The sequence below is a fragment of the Rothia sp. 110740021-2 genome (assembly GCF_054263775.1).
The window spans coordinates 40,978-57,348 of record NZ_JBSZFE010000001.1 but is presented as its reverse complement, the minus strand read 5'-3'; the positions used below and the strand labels follow the sequence as shown (position 1 = coordinate 57,348).

Genomic DNA, 16,371 nt, shown 5'->3' with positions numbered 1-16,371 from the left:
TACGCGCAATGTTTCACTGAGAGTAACTATTTGGGGGTTAGATTCACCATATATTTGCACTCGAGGCAATAAACTTGAGGTGAAGATTTAATGTTTAATCAATATGTGATTTAGTATTTTAGCCTGCCAGAACGCTAGAACACCCTAAAAAACACACCAAAGGGGTGAGGAGCGCACAACACACCCCACCCTCGAGCGCTCACCCGGCTACCCGCTCAGCGAGCCACCAAGCAGGTGCATTAGGCGCGCGCCGCTTCTAAAGGCAGACGCACCGTAAAGACCGTATGCCCAGGCTGGCTCTGCACCTGAATCGAACCGCCGTGCGCCTGCACAATCGCCTGCACAATCGCCAACCCCAGACCAGTGGTTCCAACCGAACCGGAGCGTGCCTTATCGGCGCGGGTGAAGCGGTCAAAAATCTTCGGCAAGAAGTCAGGGGCAATACCCGGACCGTTATCACTCACAGTCACTACAGCTTCACGGCGTGCAGTATCCACAGCCAGGCCCGCAGTCACACGCGTACCTTCATCGGTGTGCTTGCGGGCATTCGAGAGCAGGTTCAAGATGACGCGTTGAATCTGGGATCGATCCGCCACGACCTCAACCGGCTCGTCGGATAGGTTCAGGTGCCATTCGTGGGTGCGCGCGGCAGCCTGCATGTCGGAGGTACATTCAAGCACCAGTTCAGTCAGATCGACGAGCTCAAACTTGGGTTCACGGCCTTCATCCAGGCGAGCGAGGGTCAGCAGGTCCTCCACGAGGCGTGACATACGTTCGGTCTGCGAGTCGATACGCGCCAGGGAGGATTTACCGGATTCACTGAGCGGCTCGGTCCAGCGGAGCATGTCGGAGTACCCCTTAATGGCGGCAAGGGGCGTGCGCAGCTCGTGGGAGGCGTCCGCAATGAAGGCTCGAATCTGGTGTTCAGTCCGTTCGCGCACCTCGAGGGCGGAGTTCACGTTATCCAGCAGCTGATTGAGGGCGTAGCCCACGGCACCCACTTCGGTGCGCGGGTCGGAATCGCGCGGTTCCACTCGCACCGCCGAGGAGATGGTGTGCTCTTCCAGGTCCAGGTGCGCCACATCGGTTGCCACCGCGGAGACTCGCTCCAGGGGCTTCATGGTGCCGCGAATAATGTAGGAGCCCGCTACACCGGCACCAACCATCACGGCGATGGAACCGAGGGCTACCACAATCACGAAGATAGTGAGAGTCTGTTGCACGTTGGCGAGCGGAATACCAACCACCTGGGCATCGGCGCTGCTATTAGCCTTCGGGGTGATTTTCACGAGGTACAGGCCGGATTCCAGCTTGATCTCTCGGACTTCCTCTTTGGTGGCGTTGAGTGCCATGGTTCCGAGGGTTACCTGGTCGTTGGTGGAGAGGTTTTGTACAGTGCCCTCCTTGGTGAGCTTGCTGGCGACTTCTACGGCACCTTCGGATTCCACGCAGGTGATGATAGTTCCGGACGCCTGACCGGGCGCAAAGAGGGAGCTGCTCTTCTGCAGGTCACTGCAGTCCACTTCTTCTCGCTTGCCGTCTCGGGAGGTCGGCTGCACTACGCGGTGGCTGGTTTCTTTGAGGTCGCTTTGTGCCTGCTGGTAGAGGGAGTTCTGCAGGGTCACGTAGGTGGACAGGCCGATGATGAGGCATGCAATGCCGAGGGCTGTCACGAGGATGGTGATAAGGCGCGAACGAAGGTGGGGCACGTACCCGAGTTCTTCGGGGGATGCCTCGGGGTTCCTCATACTCTTCCAGGCGGCGCGTAGGCGCACGAAGAAGTTCGTGCGGGAAGGTGCGGCACCGTCTCGTGCGGGGGTACCCGCGCGCAGGGAGCGGGTTGCTTCGTTATCCGGGGAGGCGGGTTCACCGGGTGAGTAGAAGCCCACGAACATCCTTTCTTTCTGTATTCGAAATACGGAATATAACTGATATGGCGCGGCATAACCGAGTGTTATACCGCGCCATATGAAGAGCAGAGAATAAACTTAGACGGCGGGACGTAGCACGTAACCAGCACCGCGCACGGTGTGAATCATTGGTTCACGGCCCACATCAATCTTCTTACGCAGGTACGAGATGTACAGCTCCACAATATTTGCCTGACCACCAAAATCGTAGTTCCAGACATTATCAAGAATCTGACTCTTGGAGACCACGCGCTTCGCGTTCTCCATGAGGTAGCGCAGCAGGTCGAACTGGGTTGCGGTGAGGTTGATCTGCTCACCACCGCGGGTCACCTCGCGGGTGTCCTGGTTCAGCACCAGATCGCCGACGACCAGCTCAGCGTCGTCAATGGCAGCAACACCTGAGCGCTGCACCAGGCGGTGCAGACGAATCATAACTTCTTCCATGGAGAAGGGCTTGGTCACGTAGTCGTCCGCACCGGCGGCAAGGCCTTCGATACGGTTATCGACTGAATCCTTAGCGGTCAGGAAGAGGCAGGGAACTTCGGGGTAGAACTTGCGGATACGGGAGAGCAACTCAAGGCCGTCGAAGCCGGGCATCATAATATCCAGCACGAGCACATCGGGACGCCAATCGCGGGCAATCGCGAGCGCGGAGGGGCCATCACCTGCGGACTGCACATCCCAGCCAATCATTTTCAAACCCATGCTGACGAGTTCTTTGAGCATCTCCTCGTCGTCAACAACGAGGGCGCGGATGGGACTACCGTCCGGGTGCTCTAGCGCGGGAAGACTCTTTGCGATTTCGGTTGCTTTACTGCTCATGTGATTAAGGGTATCGCGATTTAGGGTTCGCAGCGGGGCGGGAGTCGGTTTTCAGCCGCAAACTTATGGAATGTTTACCCTCATCACAGTTGGGACACAGCTTTACCCCACATTTGCGCGTTAACCCTTTATGACGGTTTCAAACTTTCGGTAGAATTTGTACTAGCTTAGGTAACACTCAATCACCTTGCGTATCTTTTGATTTTGCCGTTTCTGTTCTGGCGACCCAACACCCATGAAGGAGGATGACGCATGCGCATTAGCCGCATTTATAACAATAATGTTGTCCTCACTGTGGATCATTACGGCAAGGAGTCCGTGATGATTGGTCGCGGCATTGCTTTTGGTAAGCGTAAGGGTCAGCTGATTGACCCGTCTGCGGTGGAGCAGACCTTTGTGCCGGAGCAGGGCATGTCGGGTGAGCGTCTGAGTATGACCCTGTCTGAGATTCCGGCGGAGATTCTGTCGATTGCCACACTTCTGGAGTCGAAGGTGCGCGTCGAGGGTGTGTTGGAGCTATCGAACTCGTTTATTCTTCCGCTGGCTGATCACCTGCACTATGCGGTGGTTCGTGCGCGTGATGGAGTTGGGGTGGAGTATCCGCTTGCCCCGGAGGTGACTGTTCTCTACCCGCGCGAGGTGGAGTACGGCCGCGCGGTTTTGAAGATGGTTCGCGAGCGCCTGCAGGTTGAGCTAGACCCGAATGAGGCTATTCCTTTGGCGTTGCACCTTGTCAACGCACAATTTGCGACAGCGGATATGTCTCAGGCATTCCGCATGACTGAGGTTTTCGCGCAGGTTTTTGAAATTATTGAGGCAAGCTATGAGCGGACCATTAATCCCGACTCGATGAGCGCGGCACGTTTTGTGACGCATCTACGGTACCTATTTGTGCGGGCGAGCCGCGCCTCCGCAAATCGCACGGAGGATGTTGATGAGGTGTCGCAGCCGAGTTTGTTGGCGGCTCTTCGTGCGGATGCACCGCGCGCCTACGCGTGTGCACAGAAGGTTTTGTTGGTACTGCAGATGCAGTTGAAGCAGAGCCTGACTCGTGATGAGTTGACGTATTTGACGATTCATATTGCGCGTCTGGCACGGGATATGTGGGGCATTAACGCGTAGCGCATGTACAGAAAGCAACCGGGGGCTCTCGGTCGCTTTTTCTATGCTCTGAAATATATACCCCGAATTCTATACTTCTGAATCCTGGTGAGGAGTTCGGGCGGGGGATTTGGGAGTGAAGGTTTTAGAGAGGTGTTACCAGGCGGAACGTGCTATTCAAAAGTGAGCTGCTATTTATATATACAACCTGTCACTAAAATGCTGTTTACCGGGTTTTTCGCGCATTAGCGCATTGATTTAAATTTTTAAATGATGGTTCATGTCGGCACATTCCAGAAATATCATTCTGTGGACAGGCCGCAAGAACATGTGGGTTTTTTATAAATCCCACACCTTTTGATCTGTGCGCCGATTTTTTATTCGATATTTTCATTGTAAATCTTTTTCTCGCACCCTTGCGATCCAAATATTGCGCACCAAGCACCTCGTCAGCCCGCTTGCGAGATGCCAAGACTCTCGATTTTTCACGAAAAAACACCCGACCCTTCTCACCGGCAACCTTTTTTCGGTTTTCTGTTTAAATTTTTTGTACCCCGGCAATAAATACGTGTTTTGACACCAAAAACCCATATTCCAACACTTGAAAAAATGTCACCCGAACCTAAAGTGTGCATAGCCAGAAAAACCCCACAAAACACACAATATACGTGTTACTATCTGAGAATTATGAGGCTCCTCATGGGCCACTACACACCATGTCACGAACACGAGAGGACCACTATGGTCACTATCATTGTGGCGGCACACGGCGAGTCGGCTCCGGCTCTGCTGAAGACCGCCGGCATGATCCTCGGTAACTTCGAAAACGTCCACCCGGTCACGTTCCTGCCGGGTCAGGGCCCCGAAGATCTCATCGAAGAGTACACCCGCATAGTTGAGGCATCTGAAGCAGAAGAAACCCTGCTGCTGGTCGACCTCTTCGGCGGTAGCCCCTACAACGCCGGTGTGCAGTTTGCAGCCACCCGCGAAGGTGTCGACGTCGTCTCCGGTGTCAACGTACCGATGCTTATCGAGGTCATCTCCAGCGCAGGCCGTAAGAATGCAACCCTCAAGTCCCTGGTCGCTAAGGCTCACAAGGCTGGCACTAAGGGTATTCGCTCCTTCCAGGAGGCAAACCAGCCCGTAGCCACTAAGCCCGCCGAGGCGAAGCCCGCAGAGACCAAGGCGGTCGAGGTTCCGGCTGCTCAACAGGTTCCCGGCGGCACCATGGACGCTATCTTCACCCGCATCGACTCCCGCCTGATTCACGGTCAGGTGGCAGGCACCTGGGTTCCCCATATCGCACCGCAGACCTTCATCGCGGCATCCGATAATGCGGCACACGATCAGCTGCGCAAGTCCCTGCTGCTGCAGGTCGCACCGACCAGCGTGAAGACCAACGTCCTGGACATCGCTAAGGCGGGCCGCGTGTACAACAACCCTAAGTACACCGGCATGAAGACCATGTTCGTCGTGGAATCCCCCGTTGACGTGGTGCGATTGCTCGACGAAGGTGTCAAAATCAACGAAGTGAACGTTGGTGGCGTCACCTTCAAGACCGGTATGGTTCAGCTTTCGGACGCGGTGTACGCCTCCGAGGAGCATCTGGATGCTTACCGTGAACTTATTAAGCGCGGTGTGAAGCTGACGGTGCAGCAGCTGCCCAACCATTCCCCGGTTGATTTGAAAAAGATCCTCAAGCAGAAAGGCCTGGACGCATGAGCGCCCTGACGTTTATTCTCGTTGTTCTCGTGGCGTTCATTGCGGGCGTCGCATCCGTGGTGGACGAGCGTCAGTTCCACCGCCCTCTGGTCGCTTGTACCCTGATGGGCCTCGCACTGGGGGACCCGACTACCGGCATTATGCTCGGTGGCGCACTGGAGCTCATCGCCCTGGGCTGGATGAATGTCGGTGCGGCGATGGCTCCCGACTCGGCTCTGGCATCCACCATCTCCGCTGTCGTTGTGATTCAGGGTCACCAGGACATCACCACCGGTATTGCTATTGCTGTGCCGCTGGCTGCAGCAGGTCAGGTTCTGACCATTTTCGTTCGTACCATTACGGTGTTCTTCCAGCATCAGGCTGATAATTTCGCGAAGACGGCAAACTTCCGCGGTATTGAGTTGATGCATATCAGCGGTATGGCTCTACAGGGTCTACGTGTTGCTATTCCGACCGCTATTGTGGCTCTGATTAGCTCCGATGAGCTGACCCGCCTGCTGGGCATGATTCCTGCCGAGGTGACCACCGGTCTGCGTATCGCCGGTGGCATGATTACCGTGGTCGGTTTCGCAATGGTTATAAACATGATGCGTTCGAAGGCTCTCATGCCCTTCTTCTTCCTTGGTTTCATCGCTGCTGCCGCTATCCCGGCAACCCAGTCGATTTCAATTGCTGGCACCGAGGGCGCAAAGGACCTCATCGCAACCCTGTCCGGTCAGGCACAGTTCAACCTGGTTGCTATCGGTATTGTGGGCGCTTGCCTGGGTCTGCTGTACACCCAGCTGAACCCGCTCTTCCATAAGAGTGAGGCACCCGCCGTAGCACCGGCAGCCGCAGCAAACGACCTTGATAACGAGCTCGAGTAAGGAGCATCATCATGACTGAGAACAAGAACGTCGAGCTCGTTGAAGTTCCCGAGCTCACACAGCGCGATAAGGTCGAAACCTACATCCGCTCCACCTTCCTGCTTGGTTCGTTCAACTTTGAGCGTATGCAGTCCATCGGTTTCGCGGTTTCCATGATTCCGGCGATTAAGCGCTTCTACACCAAGAAGGAAGACCAGGCAGAGGCGCTGACCCGCCACCTGGAGTTCTTCAACACCCAGCCGTGGGTTGCATCCTCGATTATGGGTGTGACCGCTGCGATGGAACGTGAGAAGGCAGCCGGTAAGGACATTGACGAAGCCGCTATCACCAACGTGAAGGTGGGTCTGATGGGCCCGCTGGCTGGTGTCGGTGACCCGATTTACTGGGGTACCGCACGTATTGTGCTGGCTGCTCTGGGTGCTTCCCTGGCGGTGACCGGTAATATCCTAGGCCCGCTGCTGTTCTTCTTTGGTCTGACCGCGATTCGCTGGGCAACCCGCTGGTACGGCTTCAAGTACGGTTATGAGAAGGGTACCCAGATTGTGACTGAGGCGGGCGGTAATACCCTGCAGAAGATCACTCAGGGCGCTTCCGTGATGGGTCTGTTCGTGATGGGCGCGCTGGTGTACCGCTGGACAAGTGTGAACATTCCGTTGCCGCTGACCAGCTACAAGAACCAGGCGGGCGCTATGGTGGATGTGACCGTTCAGTCCGTGTTGAACGATCTGCTGCCGGGCCTTGCGTCGCTGGGTCTGTGCTTTCTGTGCATGTGGCTACTGAAGAAGAAGGTCAACGCTATTTGGTTGATTTTCGCCCTGTTTGCCGTGGGTATCCTCGGTTCTTACCTGGGCTTCCTGGCTCTCTAAGAATTCGGGGATGAGCCCATTCACTCTTCAGTGAAGGCGTGAATTTCACAGGCTATATCTCATATGGAGGGGATGCGGTCGGTACACTGAGAGGTACCGACCGCATCCCTATTTTTGTGCAGGTTTTATGCAGGGTGCGGTGTATGCAAACTATTGGCGCAGCCCTCCCGCGAAGGAGTTTCGATGACCAAGTTGATGGCTTTCGATCTTGACGGCACGATCCTGTTTAACCGTGCCGTGGACCCTGCCAATGAGCAGGCGATTGCCCGCTGGCAGGCGGAGGGTAACCTGGCGGTCTCGTGCACGGGTAAGAGTATTTTTGCCGCTCAGCTGGCATTGAACCCGACCGCCATCCGCTTTGATTACCACGTGCTGTACACGGGTGCGGTGATTACTGACCGGCAGTACCAGGTAATTTACCATCAGCCTCTTCCGGTAAGTATTGTGCAGGCGTGCTACGAGCATTTCAGCACGGTGGACGGCGTGGCACTATTCGCGACCACCTTGGATAACGATTACAGCCTCTGCGATAGGGTGGGGTCCTCGACGAATATTCTGCCGAAGTTCACTCCCCTACCGGCTAATGACCTGCAGAACCACGAGTACGTGGGTGTGCCCCTATGGATTCCGGATGCGCAGGTCCGCCAGGCAGCGTACACCTGGATTCTGGAGCGTTTTGGTGATTCGGTGGACTGCCATAAGAACCAGGATTTCCTGGATATTGTGCCGCCCACCTGCACCAAGGGCACCGGCCTGCAGCATCTGGTGGAGTACCTACAGACTGAGCGTCCGGGTAGCTCCTATGAAGTGCATACGATTGGTGATTCGTGGAACGATATCGACATGCACCGCTACGCTGACCGTTCGGCGTCGTTCAGTTACTCCCCCGATGATGTTAAAGCTGTCACCACCGATTGTGTGGATAAGGCGTACGAGTTTATTGAGACTTCCCTGTAGAAGCTCCCGAGGTGGCGTTCAGGCGCGGCAAGTACTGAACGCCTGCCAGCCGCTTCCGTGTACTTGTCGCTTCTCTCGCGTGTACTCGCCGCCTACTCCCCCCGTTTCATGTGAAACACCCACTTTCCCATTACTCCCCGTGTATCCCCGTAAGGTTTTCTATGTGCCCTTCCGCTTCTCAGCCCCGTAAGAACCAGACCGGCAAGTATCAGTATCCCAAGAGCCAGTCTCAGAAGAGCTCGCAGGTCGATTCTGCCCAGTCTTACGACCTATCCAGCTTCTCTGACACCTTCCGCGCTATGGCGCGTGAATCACTCGTGAAGAACCAGAAGAGCCGCCCGAACTCCCCCATCGTCTCGATTTCCCCGGCGCTGATTATTTTGAGCGCTATTACGGCGGCACTGTACGGACTGTGGCAGAGCTGGGCGTGCCTCATCCCGCTGGTGCTGATTCTGGCGCTCATGTGGGTGCGGTACACAATGCAGCGTCAGGTGCTCAACGATTTTGCGGAGCTGGAGGCGGCACGCACCGCATGGAAAAAGACCCGCGACCGCCAATATCTGGAGCTGATGGCAGCGCAGTCAGCGCGCATCCTAGATGAGAATAAGGCGCTGACCAAGCAGGCTCGTGCACATGTGCAGGAGTACGCTGATTTCGCGGCACAGAAGCTGGGCACTCAGCGCTAAAGACCCCGCTGCGCTAACTCGCCTCTCCCCCCCTCCAAAAAGTATTCGCCTAGCGTCGAGTGAGGTGAACGTTGAGGCACAATACAAAAGACCGTAACCACTGCCCCATACGGGGAGGCGGTTACGGTCTTTATGTCTTAGGGGAATACACCCTAGTTGGTCTTCTGCTCGGGTGCCTCAACGTGCTCTTCTGCGGCTTCTTCGACAGACTCCGCGGATTCTTCGTCTGCTTCCTCAGTGACCGGGGTGTCGCCAGCAGCCGGAGCCTCGTCCACTCGTTGCACCACAGCGGGGCGGTAATCAAAGCTGCGGCGGGTGCCTCGGGTTACCTTCGCGTCAAGGGTGTACAGCTGCTCGCGGTTCGTCAGCACCACCAGGGTCATGGCATTCAGGCAGACACCCACAATGCACAGAATCCAACCGATCAGCATGAACCGACCACCGGAAAGTACCGCTCCGGAAAGCATCAGGGCGATAGAGGCGAGATACGCCGGGGAGAGCAAAAACTTCGTATTCACTACCGACCTACCTAGCGTGCGTTGGAGCGAGGCTTAGGGGCGCGACCCGAACGGTGGCGCGAGGGCAGAACGCTCATGCGACCGGGGGCACGCTCAACAATCGGCTGGGACTCGGTGGGCTCCTCCTCACGAACCTCGGTAGCCTCTGCAGTTTCAGCGTGCTCGGTTGCCTCAACAGCCTCAGCAGCTTCAGTTGGAGCCACTTCCTGATCAGCCTCTGCGGTTGCTTCCACTGACTGCTCAGCAGCTTCGTGCTCAGCTGCTTCTCGTTCTTCGCGGCGGTGCTCAGCGCGCCCGCGGATGCGGTTCTCCACGGAGGACTCGAAACCGTCCAGGTTGGTAACCAGTGCGGGAGTCGGGTTACCCTTCGCCTTACCCACGGACAGCAGAAAAGCAAGAACGTTCAGACCCAATGCAAGGATGAGAAGGATCCAGCCGAACCAAAGAAGCCAGGGAATAGAGGATCCGACCATGAGCGCGCCACAAAAAATCACGCCGAGGGAGGTCAGGTACGCAGGCGAGAGAGTCTTGAAGTCCATATCTACTTTCAATGTATTCGTGAGTTTGAGAGAGCTAACGTACGTTCACTACGTTTCCTGTCTCATTTTAGGTGATAGTTGAGGCTTAATCTGCCTCTGCCCCCGTCTATCGCCTGTGAGCTAAAGAGGAAGGACATTCTAACTTGCGGGCGGTAGGCAGGGGCAGAAACGTGGCGTTCGGGTACGCGGTGAGGGTTCCCGCTAGGACTTGGGGGTTACCTCGCTGGTGACCAGGGGCGAGGCGGGCGCGTTCTCCACCACGGGGATTGCGCGGGTACTCAAGGTGCCCTGGTACTTCTTCCAGAGGTTGTAGCGTTCCATAGCGACCGCGCCGGCGGTCATAGCGGGCAGAATGAACACGCCGGAGGAGCGGATGCTTTCAGCCTGCGCCAGGATGTCCAGCTTACGCACCACGCGGGTCACGTCGTGGGAGTCGTAGCGGTCCTGTGCCGCAATGACCTCGTTCTGCGCGGCGACGAGGGCGGCGTCACGCAGGCGCACGAAGTCATTTCTCTTGCCCTTGATCTTCTCCATGTGCTGCTTATATTCTTCGGGCAGTGCTTCACTGATTTCATCGCGGCGGGTAATGGCGGAGCACATTTCCATCACGCGAGCGTAGGTCTCAGGGTCGGTGCTTGCCTTCGCCTCTGCCTGCAGTGCTTCAAGGGCGGCGTCCTGCGCAATCTTGAGCAGTTCGGGTACTGCAGTTTCTTCTTCATGGTTAGCCCGCACGCCAAGGACCTTCACGAGCATGGGCAGAGTCAGGCCGGGCAGCACAAGGGTGAAGAAGAGTACGGAGAGCATCATGACGATAGCATCCTGGCGGACCTGTTCAGTGCCGTTGACCACGGGGATGGACAGAGCAAGAATCAGGGTCACGAGGCCTCGCATGCCGGACCAGGTCATGACGATAACTTCGGCGAAACTTTCGGGGGCGCCCTCGTGGGTGGGGCTCTTGCGTCCTGCCAGCCAGACAATGGTAAACCAAATGAGGCGTACCAGGATGGCGACCAGGGCGACCAGGGCACCGTCAGCGAGGAGGCCAGTGATGCGGGAGGGGTCGGCGGTGGCGATAATGTTGCTTTCCTGCAGGCCAATGAGACCGAAGGCGACACCGGTCATGAGCAGCTCAATAATCTGCCAGAAGGAAGTGGAGGAGAGGCGTTCTTCCGCTTCAAGTGCCGCCATGTACTTGGTGCTGGTGAACTGGATAGCGCCGATAACCACGGCAATAACGCCGGAGGCGTGCACACTTTCAGCAGCGAGGTAGGCACCGAAGGGAATCACGAGGGTCACGGCGTTGCTGGTGACCACGTCGTGGGCACGCTGGCGAACGTAGCCGCCGAGCCAACCGAAGATGTAACCAATAATGACCGCCAGGATTGAGCCAAGCACAAAGTCTTTGGCAACGGAGAGCGGGTCAATGTGGTGGCCGCTGGTCATGGAGTGGATTGCGGCGTGGAAAAGAACGATTGCGATAGCGTCGTTGAAGCTACCTTCGGTCTGCAGAGTGCCGATGAGGCGGCGGGGAATACCTACGGGCTCAGCCACTGCCTCCACGGCGACGGGGTCGGGTGGGGAAACGGCTGCGCCCACAGCAAGGGCGACGGCGGTGGTCATGCCGGGGACCCACCACATGGTGGCGCCGGCAATTGCCAGGGCGGAGACGGTGGTGAGCAGTACCGAGTAGAGCAGTACGGATTTCCAGCGGCGACGCAGGGTGCCCCAGGAGAATTTAACGCCAATGGCCCACAGCAGTGGCGGAAGGAAGATTGGCAGGATGATGTCACTGTCGACAGTAAGGTCCGGTCGGTTGGGGATGAAGAGCGCGGCGGCACCGAGCAGGGTCATCATGACCGGCCAGGGGAGGTTGAGTCGATCACCGACGCTGACCATGAACACGGTCGCAATGAGGATGATGACGATAACGGAGAGGTAAAGCATTAGTCCGGTATTGTTCCTTTCGCGCGGCTAGGATTAGTCGGCTACGTCTTTCTACTCTACCGGAGCGGTGCATACCGCTTTTGGGATATGGGGTTTTGTAGCGTTTATTGTGGTTTTGTTTACCTCTAAGCCTAATGTCTTGTGTGGAATATAGAGTTTTCCCCTGAATATCCTTGCTTTTCGGCAGGTTATTCAGGGGAAAATTCCATATTTAGAATATATCGATTAGGGTAGTTACCTTTAGCGGGCTACTTGGAGCCGCAACCGCCAGCACCACAGCCGCAACCACCAACGGGAGCTTCCTCCACAACCGGCTCGGGCTCGTCGTGGCTACCGCAGCAGCCACCCTTTTCTTCCTTGGGCTCGTCGTGGCCGCCACAGCAGCCGCCATGGGAGTGGCCGTGAGGCTCAGCTGGAGCTTCAGCGGAGGAACCGCATCCGCCCGAGCCACAGCCGCAACCACCGGTGGAAGGTGCCGGCTCATCGTGGCTACCGCAGCCACCCGAACCGCAACCGCAGCCGCCACCGTCAACCGAGCCGCAGGCGGAGCCGCGTGCGTCGCGGTGACCCATGAGGTCCACGCCGAGGTCGGAGAGGTAGCGCAGGTAACCTGCGAGAGCGTCGCGTCCACCGGTGCCGGAAATGACGATGCCGCCGTGGCGTAGTGCCTTGAGCACCTCGTTGACCATGGGCCACTGCTCGATGTCGTCGGTAATGGTGATAGCGCTGACCACGTGCATTGCGAGGGAGGTCAGCGAGCGCAGGGACTGTTCGTAGCCTTCGGGCAGGTGAATGACCTTGGCGGGTGCTGCTAGGCGCAGGATGGACAGTACGCGCATGAGCATCATGGGCACTGCATTTTCGGGCAGCAGTACGGTCACGCCGATTGCGGAGGATTCTGCAATACGTTCGATGGCTGCCGCGAGTTCTTCGGAGTCGATGTCGCGGGAGATATCCAGAACTTCGTAGGATTCCACGGCGATGGAGCGGGTACCCAGCGCATCGGCGAGCGCTTCATCTTTAGTGTGGATCGCAATCATGTTGCGGAATTCGTTGCGGCGCACTACGGAGGCTGCCTCGATGAGAGCGAAGTCCTGGCCTTCACCGTCCACGAGGAGGGTGTGGATTTCTTCGCGGTTGAGGCCTTCGCCTGCGGTGGCGCGCTCGATTAGTTCAGAAAATGCGTTGCTCATACCGAATATTAAACACCCCCTTTTGCCCTGTGCGCCCGCGAGGTTTGCCTGTCTTGGCGGTTTTGGGCGGTTTAAGACGTGTTTTTATGCCAAGAGCGTGGGAGTGGCTGTTTTTCTCTGCTTCTTGGGGTGCGCTCTGGTGCAAAACTACCCTTGAAACGCGAAACGTTCGCTCCGGGTGGGTGAGAATCGACATTCATTTTTGAGGTTATGCCGTGTATTTGCGCGATTTTTGTTTGCGGTGGGGTGCATCTTGCTCACGTTACAGATTTGAACACCCTAAAATGAAAGAGTGGTACTTTCCCGTGAAAAGATTCTAGATACCGCCTACGAGGTCTTGGCGACCTACGGTTTGGCGGACCTTTCCATGCGCCGACTCGCTCAGGAGCTTCACGTGGCTCCCGGCGCTCTGTACTACCACGTGAAGAATAAGCAGCAGCTTCTGATTCTGTTGGCGGATTATATTCTGGCTCGTGCCCCGAAGTCGATGTCTGAGGAGGCTGAAGCGAATCCGGAGGCTATTCGTGCTTCAATGATTCACCGCGGCGATACGCTGTTCTCCCTGCTCTACCCGATTCGTGAATGCCCTGAGGTGGTGCGCTTGAGTTTGACTCTGCACCCGCGTGAGTTGAAGCCGGTGGTGGCGATGGCTCATGAGTTCCAGGCGCTTGGTTTGGGTCATGCGGAGGCGCTGCGTCGTGCTCGTTTGCTGACTCATATTGCGTTGAGCCTGGTGGAGGAGTATCAGACTCTGCCGCTGATTTCGCCTCAGGAGGCTGTGGCGAGTGGCGATGTTCCTCTGATTGAGAATGCGTTTACCCGTTACCGTCAGGATCTGCTATCTGCCATTGACACGATAATGGTGGTGCAGGAGCCCTATACGCAGGATGCGTAATCGCTTGACCCTTCTTTTGGTTTATTAGTTATGTATGGTGCCCCTTGCCCCCTTGTGGGGTGCGGGGCTTTTGCATGCGTTGGCTTTGAGTGCCCTGCCACACTCTGATACCGGTGCGGTTTGGTGACTGAGTCGATGTTCGCTGGTTTTCTGTTTTAGTCTAGATATGACAGGTGCTTATATCCGGAGTGTATCGGGTATGGGCGGGGTGTCGTTTATGTCTTGGTGCCCTGTTGGGGCTTGATTAGAGGTGTTCCATGTCGATGACCGCTACCGCCCAGTGGGCGGCTCTTCCGGACCATAGTGCGGAGATTGCGCGTGTACGTGAGGAGTTTATTACTGCGTATGGTTATGAGCCGGATGGTGTGTGGTCTGCGCCTGGGCGTCTGAATCTTTTGGGCGAGTACATTGATTTTTTGGGTGGTTCGTGCCTGCCGATGCCACTGCCGTACCGCACCTATGTGGCGGGTGCATTGCGTCGTGATGGCGTGTTGCGTGCGGCTTCTTTACAGATGCCCGGCGATGAGCGCACGGTTGTGATTCGCGATATTCAGCCGGGTCATTTGAAGGGCTGGTTCACCTATGTGGCGGGTGTTGCGTGGGCGATGAATCAGGAGGGCGGCAGGGATATTATGCTGCCCGATGAGTTTGGTGCTGACCTACTGATTAATTCTCGTGTTCCGGTGGGTGGCGGTTTGTCGTCGTCAGCGGCTTTGGAGTGTTCTACTGCGTTGGCGTTGTTAGAACTCTCGTGTCCGGTGCGTAAGGATTGCCCGGAGGCGGATGCTACCCCGGCTGATAGTGATGCATTGCGTGCGCGTCTGGCTCAGGTGTGCATTACGGCTGAGAATAAGGTAGCTGGCGCGCATACGGGTGGCCTGGATCAGACGGCATCGTTGCGTTCGCATCCGGAGCAGGCTCTGGTGGTTGATTTCCGTGATTTTTCGATTGAGCCGGTTGCGGTGGATATTGCCCAGCATGGTCTGAGTTTTTTGGTGATTGATACGAACACTCCACATGAGCTGACGGATGGCGGTTTTGCGGCTCGTCGTGCGGCGTCTGAGGCTTGCGCTGACGCTTTGGGTCTGCGTTTTTTGCGTGATGCTTTGCCACAGGATTTGTCCTGCGGGGGTATGGATGCGCGTGTGGCGAAGGCGTGGCGTGCTGATTTGGTGGATTCTTCGGTGAATCGTGCCCTGGATGCTCTCGAGGACGCGGGTCGTCCGTGTTCGTTCCCACGTGGTTGGGTACGTCATGCGTTCCACGATATGACTCTGGTGGGTCGTGCGAGCTATCTGTTGCAGCATACTGATGAGTTGGGTTATGCGGCGTTTGAGGAGGCGGGCCGTATTTTTATGGAGTCCTTTGTGTCGATGCGTGATGAGTTGCGTGTTTCTCGCCCTGAGATTGATGTTGCGGTGCAGGTGTGTCTGGATCAGGGCGCGCTGGGTGCCCGTATTGTGGGTGGCGGTTTTGGTGGCGCGGTGATGGCGCTGATTCCGACCTCTCAGCTGGAGGTCACCGCGGATGCGGTAGCTACTGCATATGCGGTGCGGGGTTATGCAGCGCCTCGTTTTTTGCCGATGGTTGCTGGTTTTGCGGCGTCTCATGATTGGGCTGCGGGCGCTGATCCTACAGATATTCCGGTGTTGTAAGATTGGGTGCTGAGGTCTGTCATAAATCGGCGGGGTGTCATAGAGGCATTTTTTCGGGGTTTGAACGAGATTCATAGCTGGAAGTTTCCTGCGAATCTCTGCAAATTTCCTCCGTTTATCCCCCGTAATAACGCGCTGATAAGCTATAATTTTTTTGGTCATTGATCAAAAGTGGTGTCACGTTTTCTGAGGGTGGTTTTTCTTTCCCTCGCGGGTATGTAGACTTATCTATCGACGGACACAATCCGTGAGCTGTAAAGTTTCAATGCGCATAATCCGGCACATGGATAGTATCTGCACTTGGGTTCTACCGTCAGGTATAAACCCAGTTTGCAGGTTTCGTCTACCAAAGCATTACACTCCGATTTCGCCAGCACGGCGAATCACCCCTCACCACAAGTGAGGCTTAGAGCGCGAAAGTGCAGAAAGGAGGCCCCCGTGGGCTTCGACATCAAGGGCACCGTTGAGCAGGGTCTCGACAAGGCTAAGGAAGTTATCAACGACACGGCTGGCAAGGAGGTCGTCACCGACGAGCAGATTGCCAAGGTTGAAGAGGTCGTGACCGACAACGTCTCCAAGCTGACCGAGAAGTTCGGCAAGTAAGGTAACAGCATCCTTTGGATTGGCGCCTTACCTCACCTCCTCATGGGGTAGGGCACCATTCCTCTGGATTTGCATTTCAGGCTTTCGCTCAACA

General features: G+C 56.5%; 15 protein-coding genes. 9 read left to right on the top strand and 6 right to left on the bottom strand.

The window, feature by feature from the left end:
- Positions 1–239: 239 nt before the first annotated feature.
- Together ACUXHH_RS00285 and ACUXHH_RS00280 are read right to left on the bottom strand one after the other, a co-directional pair.
- A complete protein-coding gene (locus tag ACUXHH_RS00285; RefSeq protein WP_458390570.1) occupies positions 240–1,895 on the bottom strand; it encodes a sensor histidine kinase in 1,656 nt (551 codons plus the stop codon).
- 93 nt (positions 1,896–1,988) lie between these two features.
- A complete protein-coding gene (locus ACUXHH_RS00280) occupies positions 1,989–2,732 on the bottom strand; it encodes a response regulator transcription factor (protein ID WP_458390569.1) in 744 nt (247 codons plus the stop codon).
- Between the two features lie 252 nt (positions 2,733–2,984).
- On the opposite strand from ACUXHH_RS00280, the gene ACUXHH_RS00275 reads away from it, so the two are divergent.
- The 6 genes from ACUXHH_RS00275 (at position 2,985) to ACUXHH_RS00250 (ending at position 8,930) form a co-directional block, all read left to right on the top strand.
- On the top strand, positions 2,985–3,854 hold the full coding sequence (locus ACUXHH_RS00275) for a PRD domain-containing protein (RefSeq protein ID WP_458390568.1): 870 nt from the start codon (positions 2,985–2,987) through the stop codon (positions 3,852–3,854).
- Between the two features lie 720 nt (positions 3,855–4,574).
- Positions 4,575–5,555 carry a mannose/fructose/sorbose PTS transporter subunit IIA gene (locus ACUXHH_RS00270; RefSeq protein WP_458390567.1) on the top strand — a complete coding sequence of 327 codons (981 nt, stop codon included), beginning with the start codon at positions 4,575–4,577 and terminating at the stop codon, positions 5,553–5,555.
- On the top strand, positions 5,552–6,421 hold the full coding sequence (locus tag ACUXHH_RS00265) for a PTS mannose/fructose/sorbose transporter subunit IIC (RefSeq protein ID WP_279790832.1): 870 nt from the start codon (positions 5,552–5,554) through the stop codon (positions 6,419–6,421). Before ACUXHH_RS00270 ends, ACUXHH_RS00265 begins: the two co-directional genes overlap by 4 nt.
- A gap of 11 nt (positions 6,422–6,432) precedes the next feature.
- Entirely contained in the window at positions 6,433–7,287 is an 855-nt protein-coding gene (locus ACUXHH_RS00260) for a PTS system mannose/fructose/sorbose family transporter subunit IID (RefSeq protein ID WP_070684746.1), read from the top strand.
- Positions 7,288–7,470: 183 nt separating this feature from the next.
- Positions 7,471–8,244, top strand: a complete 774-nt coding sequence (locus ACUXHH_RS00255) for an HAD-IIB family hydrolase (RefSeq protein ID WP_458390566.1) — start codon at positions 7,471–7,473, stop codon at positions 8,242–8,244.
- Between the two features lie 161 nt (positions 8,245–8,405).
- Positions 8,406–8,930, top strand: a complete 525-nt coding sequence (locus tag ACUXHH_RS00250; RefSeq protein WP_458390565.1) for a hypothetical protein — start codon at positions 8,406–8,408, stop codon at positions 8,928–8,930.
- Positions 8,931–9,082: 152 nt separating this feature from the next.
- Here ACUXHH_RS00250 and ACUXHH_RS00245 read toward each other — a convergent pair whose 3' ends face one another.
- The 4 genes from ACUXHH_RS00245 to ACUXHH_RS00230 all read right to left on the bottom strand — a co-directional run bounded on the left by ACUXHH_RS00245 (position 9,083) and on the right by ACUXHH_RS00230 (position 13,124).
- The gene (locus ACUXHH_RS00245) at positions 9,083–9,448 is read right to left on the bottom strand and encodes an ATPase (RefSeq protein ID WP_279788236.1); all 366 of its coding nucleotides are present in this window, start codon (positions 9,446–9,448) and stop codon (positions 9,083–9,085) included.
- An 11-nt stretch (positions 9,449–9,459) separates the two neighbouring features.
- Positions 9,460–9,987, bottom strand: a complete 528-nt coding sequence (locus ACUXHH_RS00240; RefSeq protein ID WP_279741939.1) for a hypothetical protein — start codon at positions 9,985–9,987, stop codon at positions 9,460–9,462.
- Positions 9,988–10,188: 201 nt separating this feature from the next.
- Positions 10,189–11,931 (bottom strand): cation:proton antiporter, encoded by a 1,743-nt coding sequence (locus ACUXHH_RS00235; RefSeq protein ID WP_458390564.1) that lies wholly within the window; start codon positions 11,929–11,931, stop codon positions 10,189–10,191.
- 248 nt (positions 11,932–12,179) lie between these two features.
- The gene (locus ACUXHH_RS00230) at positions 12,180–13,124 is read right to left on the bottom strand and encodes a biotin synthase (protein ID WP_279788234.1); all 945 of its coding nucleotides are present in this window, start codon (positions 13,122–13,124) and stop codon (positions 12,180–12,182) included.
- Between the two features lie 292 nt (positions 13,125–13,416).
- Here ACUXHH_RS00230 and ACUXHH_RS00225 point away from each other — a divergent pair, with 292 nt between their 5' ends.
- The 3 genes from ACUXHH_RS00225 to ACUXHH_RS00215 all read left to right on the top strand — a co-directional run bounded on the left by ACUXHH_RS00225 (position 13,417) and on the right by ACUXHH_RS00215 (position 16,277).
- The gene (locus ACUXHH_RS00225; protein ID WP_458390563.1) at positions 13,417–14,019 is read left to right on the top strand and encodes a TetR/AcrR family transcriptional regulator; all 603 of its coding nucleotides are present in this window, start codon (positions 13,417–13,419) and stop codon (positions 14,017–14,019) included.
- 257 nt (positions 14,020–14,276) lie between these two features.
- Positions 14,277–15,674: a galactokinase gene (locus ACUXHH_RS00220; RefSeq protein ID WP_279741943.1), complete on the top strand. Its 1,398-nt coding sequence runs from the start codon at positions 14,277–14,279 to the stop codon at positions 15,672–15,674.
- 438 nt (positions 15,675–16,112) lie between these two features.
- Positions 16,113–16,277 carry a ribosome recycling factor gene (locus ACUXHH_RS00215; protein WP_279741944.1) on the top strand — a complete coding sequence of 55 codons (165 nt, stop codon included), beginning with the start codon at positions 16,113–16,115 and terminating at the stop codon, positions 16,275–16,277.
- Positions 16,278–16,371: the final 94 nt, after the last annotated feature.

What these genes read in the sequence shown, in the direction of transcription:
- ACUXHH_RS00280 (WP_458390569.1), bottom strand. Translation starts at nt 2,732, where the DNA reads ATGAGCAGTAAAGCAACCGAAATCGCAAAGAGTCTTCCCGCGCTAGAG.
- ACUXHH_RS00235 (WP_458390564.1), bottom strand. Translation starts at nt 11,931, where the DNA reads ATGCTTTACCTCTCCGTTATCGTCATCATCCTCATTGCGACCGTGTTC.
- ACUXHH_RS00230 (WP_279788234.1), bottom strand. Translation starts at nt 13,124, where the DNA reads ATGAGCAACGCATTTTCTGAACTAATCGAGCGCGCCACCGCAGGCGAA.
- ACUXHH_RS00260 (WP_070684746.1), top strand. Translation starts at nt 6,433, where the DNA reads ATGACTGAGAACAAGAACGTCGAGCTCGTTGAAGTTCCCGAGCTCACA.
- ACUXHH_RS00275 (WP_458390568.1), top strand. Translation starts at nt 2,985, where the DNA reads ATGCGCATTAGCCGCATTTATAACAATAATGTTGTCCTCACTGTGGAT.
- ACUXHH_RS00285 (WP_458390570.1), bottom strand. Translation starts at nt 1,895, where the DNA reads ATGTTCGTGGGCTTCTACTCACCCGGTGAACCCGCCTCCCCGGATAAC.
- ACUXHH_RS00255 (WP_458390566.1), top strand. Translation starts at nt 7,471, where the DNA reads ATGACCAAGTTGATGGCTTTCGATCTTGACGGCACGATCCTGTTTAAC.
- ACUXHH_RS00265 (WP_279790832.1), top strand. Translation starts at nt 5,552, where the DNA reads ATGAGCGCCCTGACGTTTATTCTCGTTGTTCTCGTGGCGTTCATTGCG.
- ACUXHH_RS00250 (WP_458390565.1), top strand. Translation starts at nt 8,406, where the DNA reads ATGTGCCCTTCCGCTTCTCAGCCCCGTAAGAACCAGACCGGCAAGTAT.
- ACUXHH_RS00240 (WP_279741939.1), bottom strand. Translation starts at nt 9,987, where the DNA reads ATGGACTTCAAGACTCTCTCGCCTGCGTACCTGACCTCCCTCGGCGTG.
- ACUXHH_RS00220 (WP_279741943.1), top strand. Translation starts at nt 14,277, where the DNA reads ATGTCGATGACCGCTACCGCCCAGTGGGCGGCTCTTCCGGACCATAGT.
- ACUXHH_RS00270 (WP_458390567.1), top strand. Translation starts at nt 4,575, where the DNA reads ATGGTCACTATCATTGTGGCGGCACACGGCGAGTCGGCTCCGGCTCTG.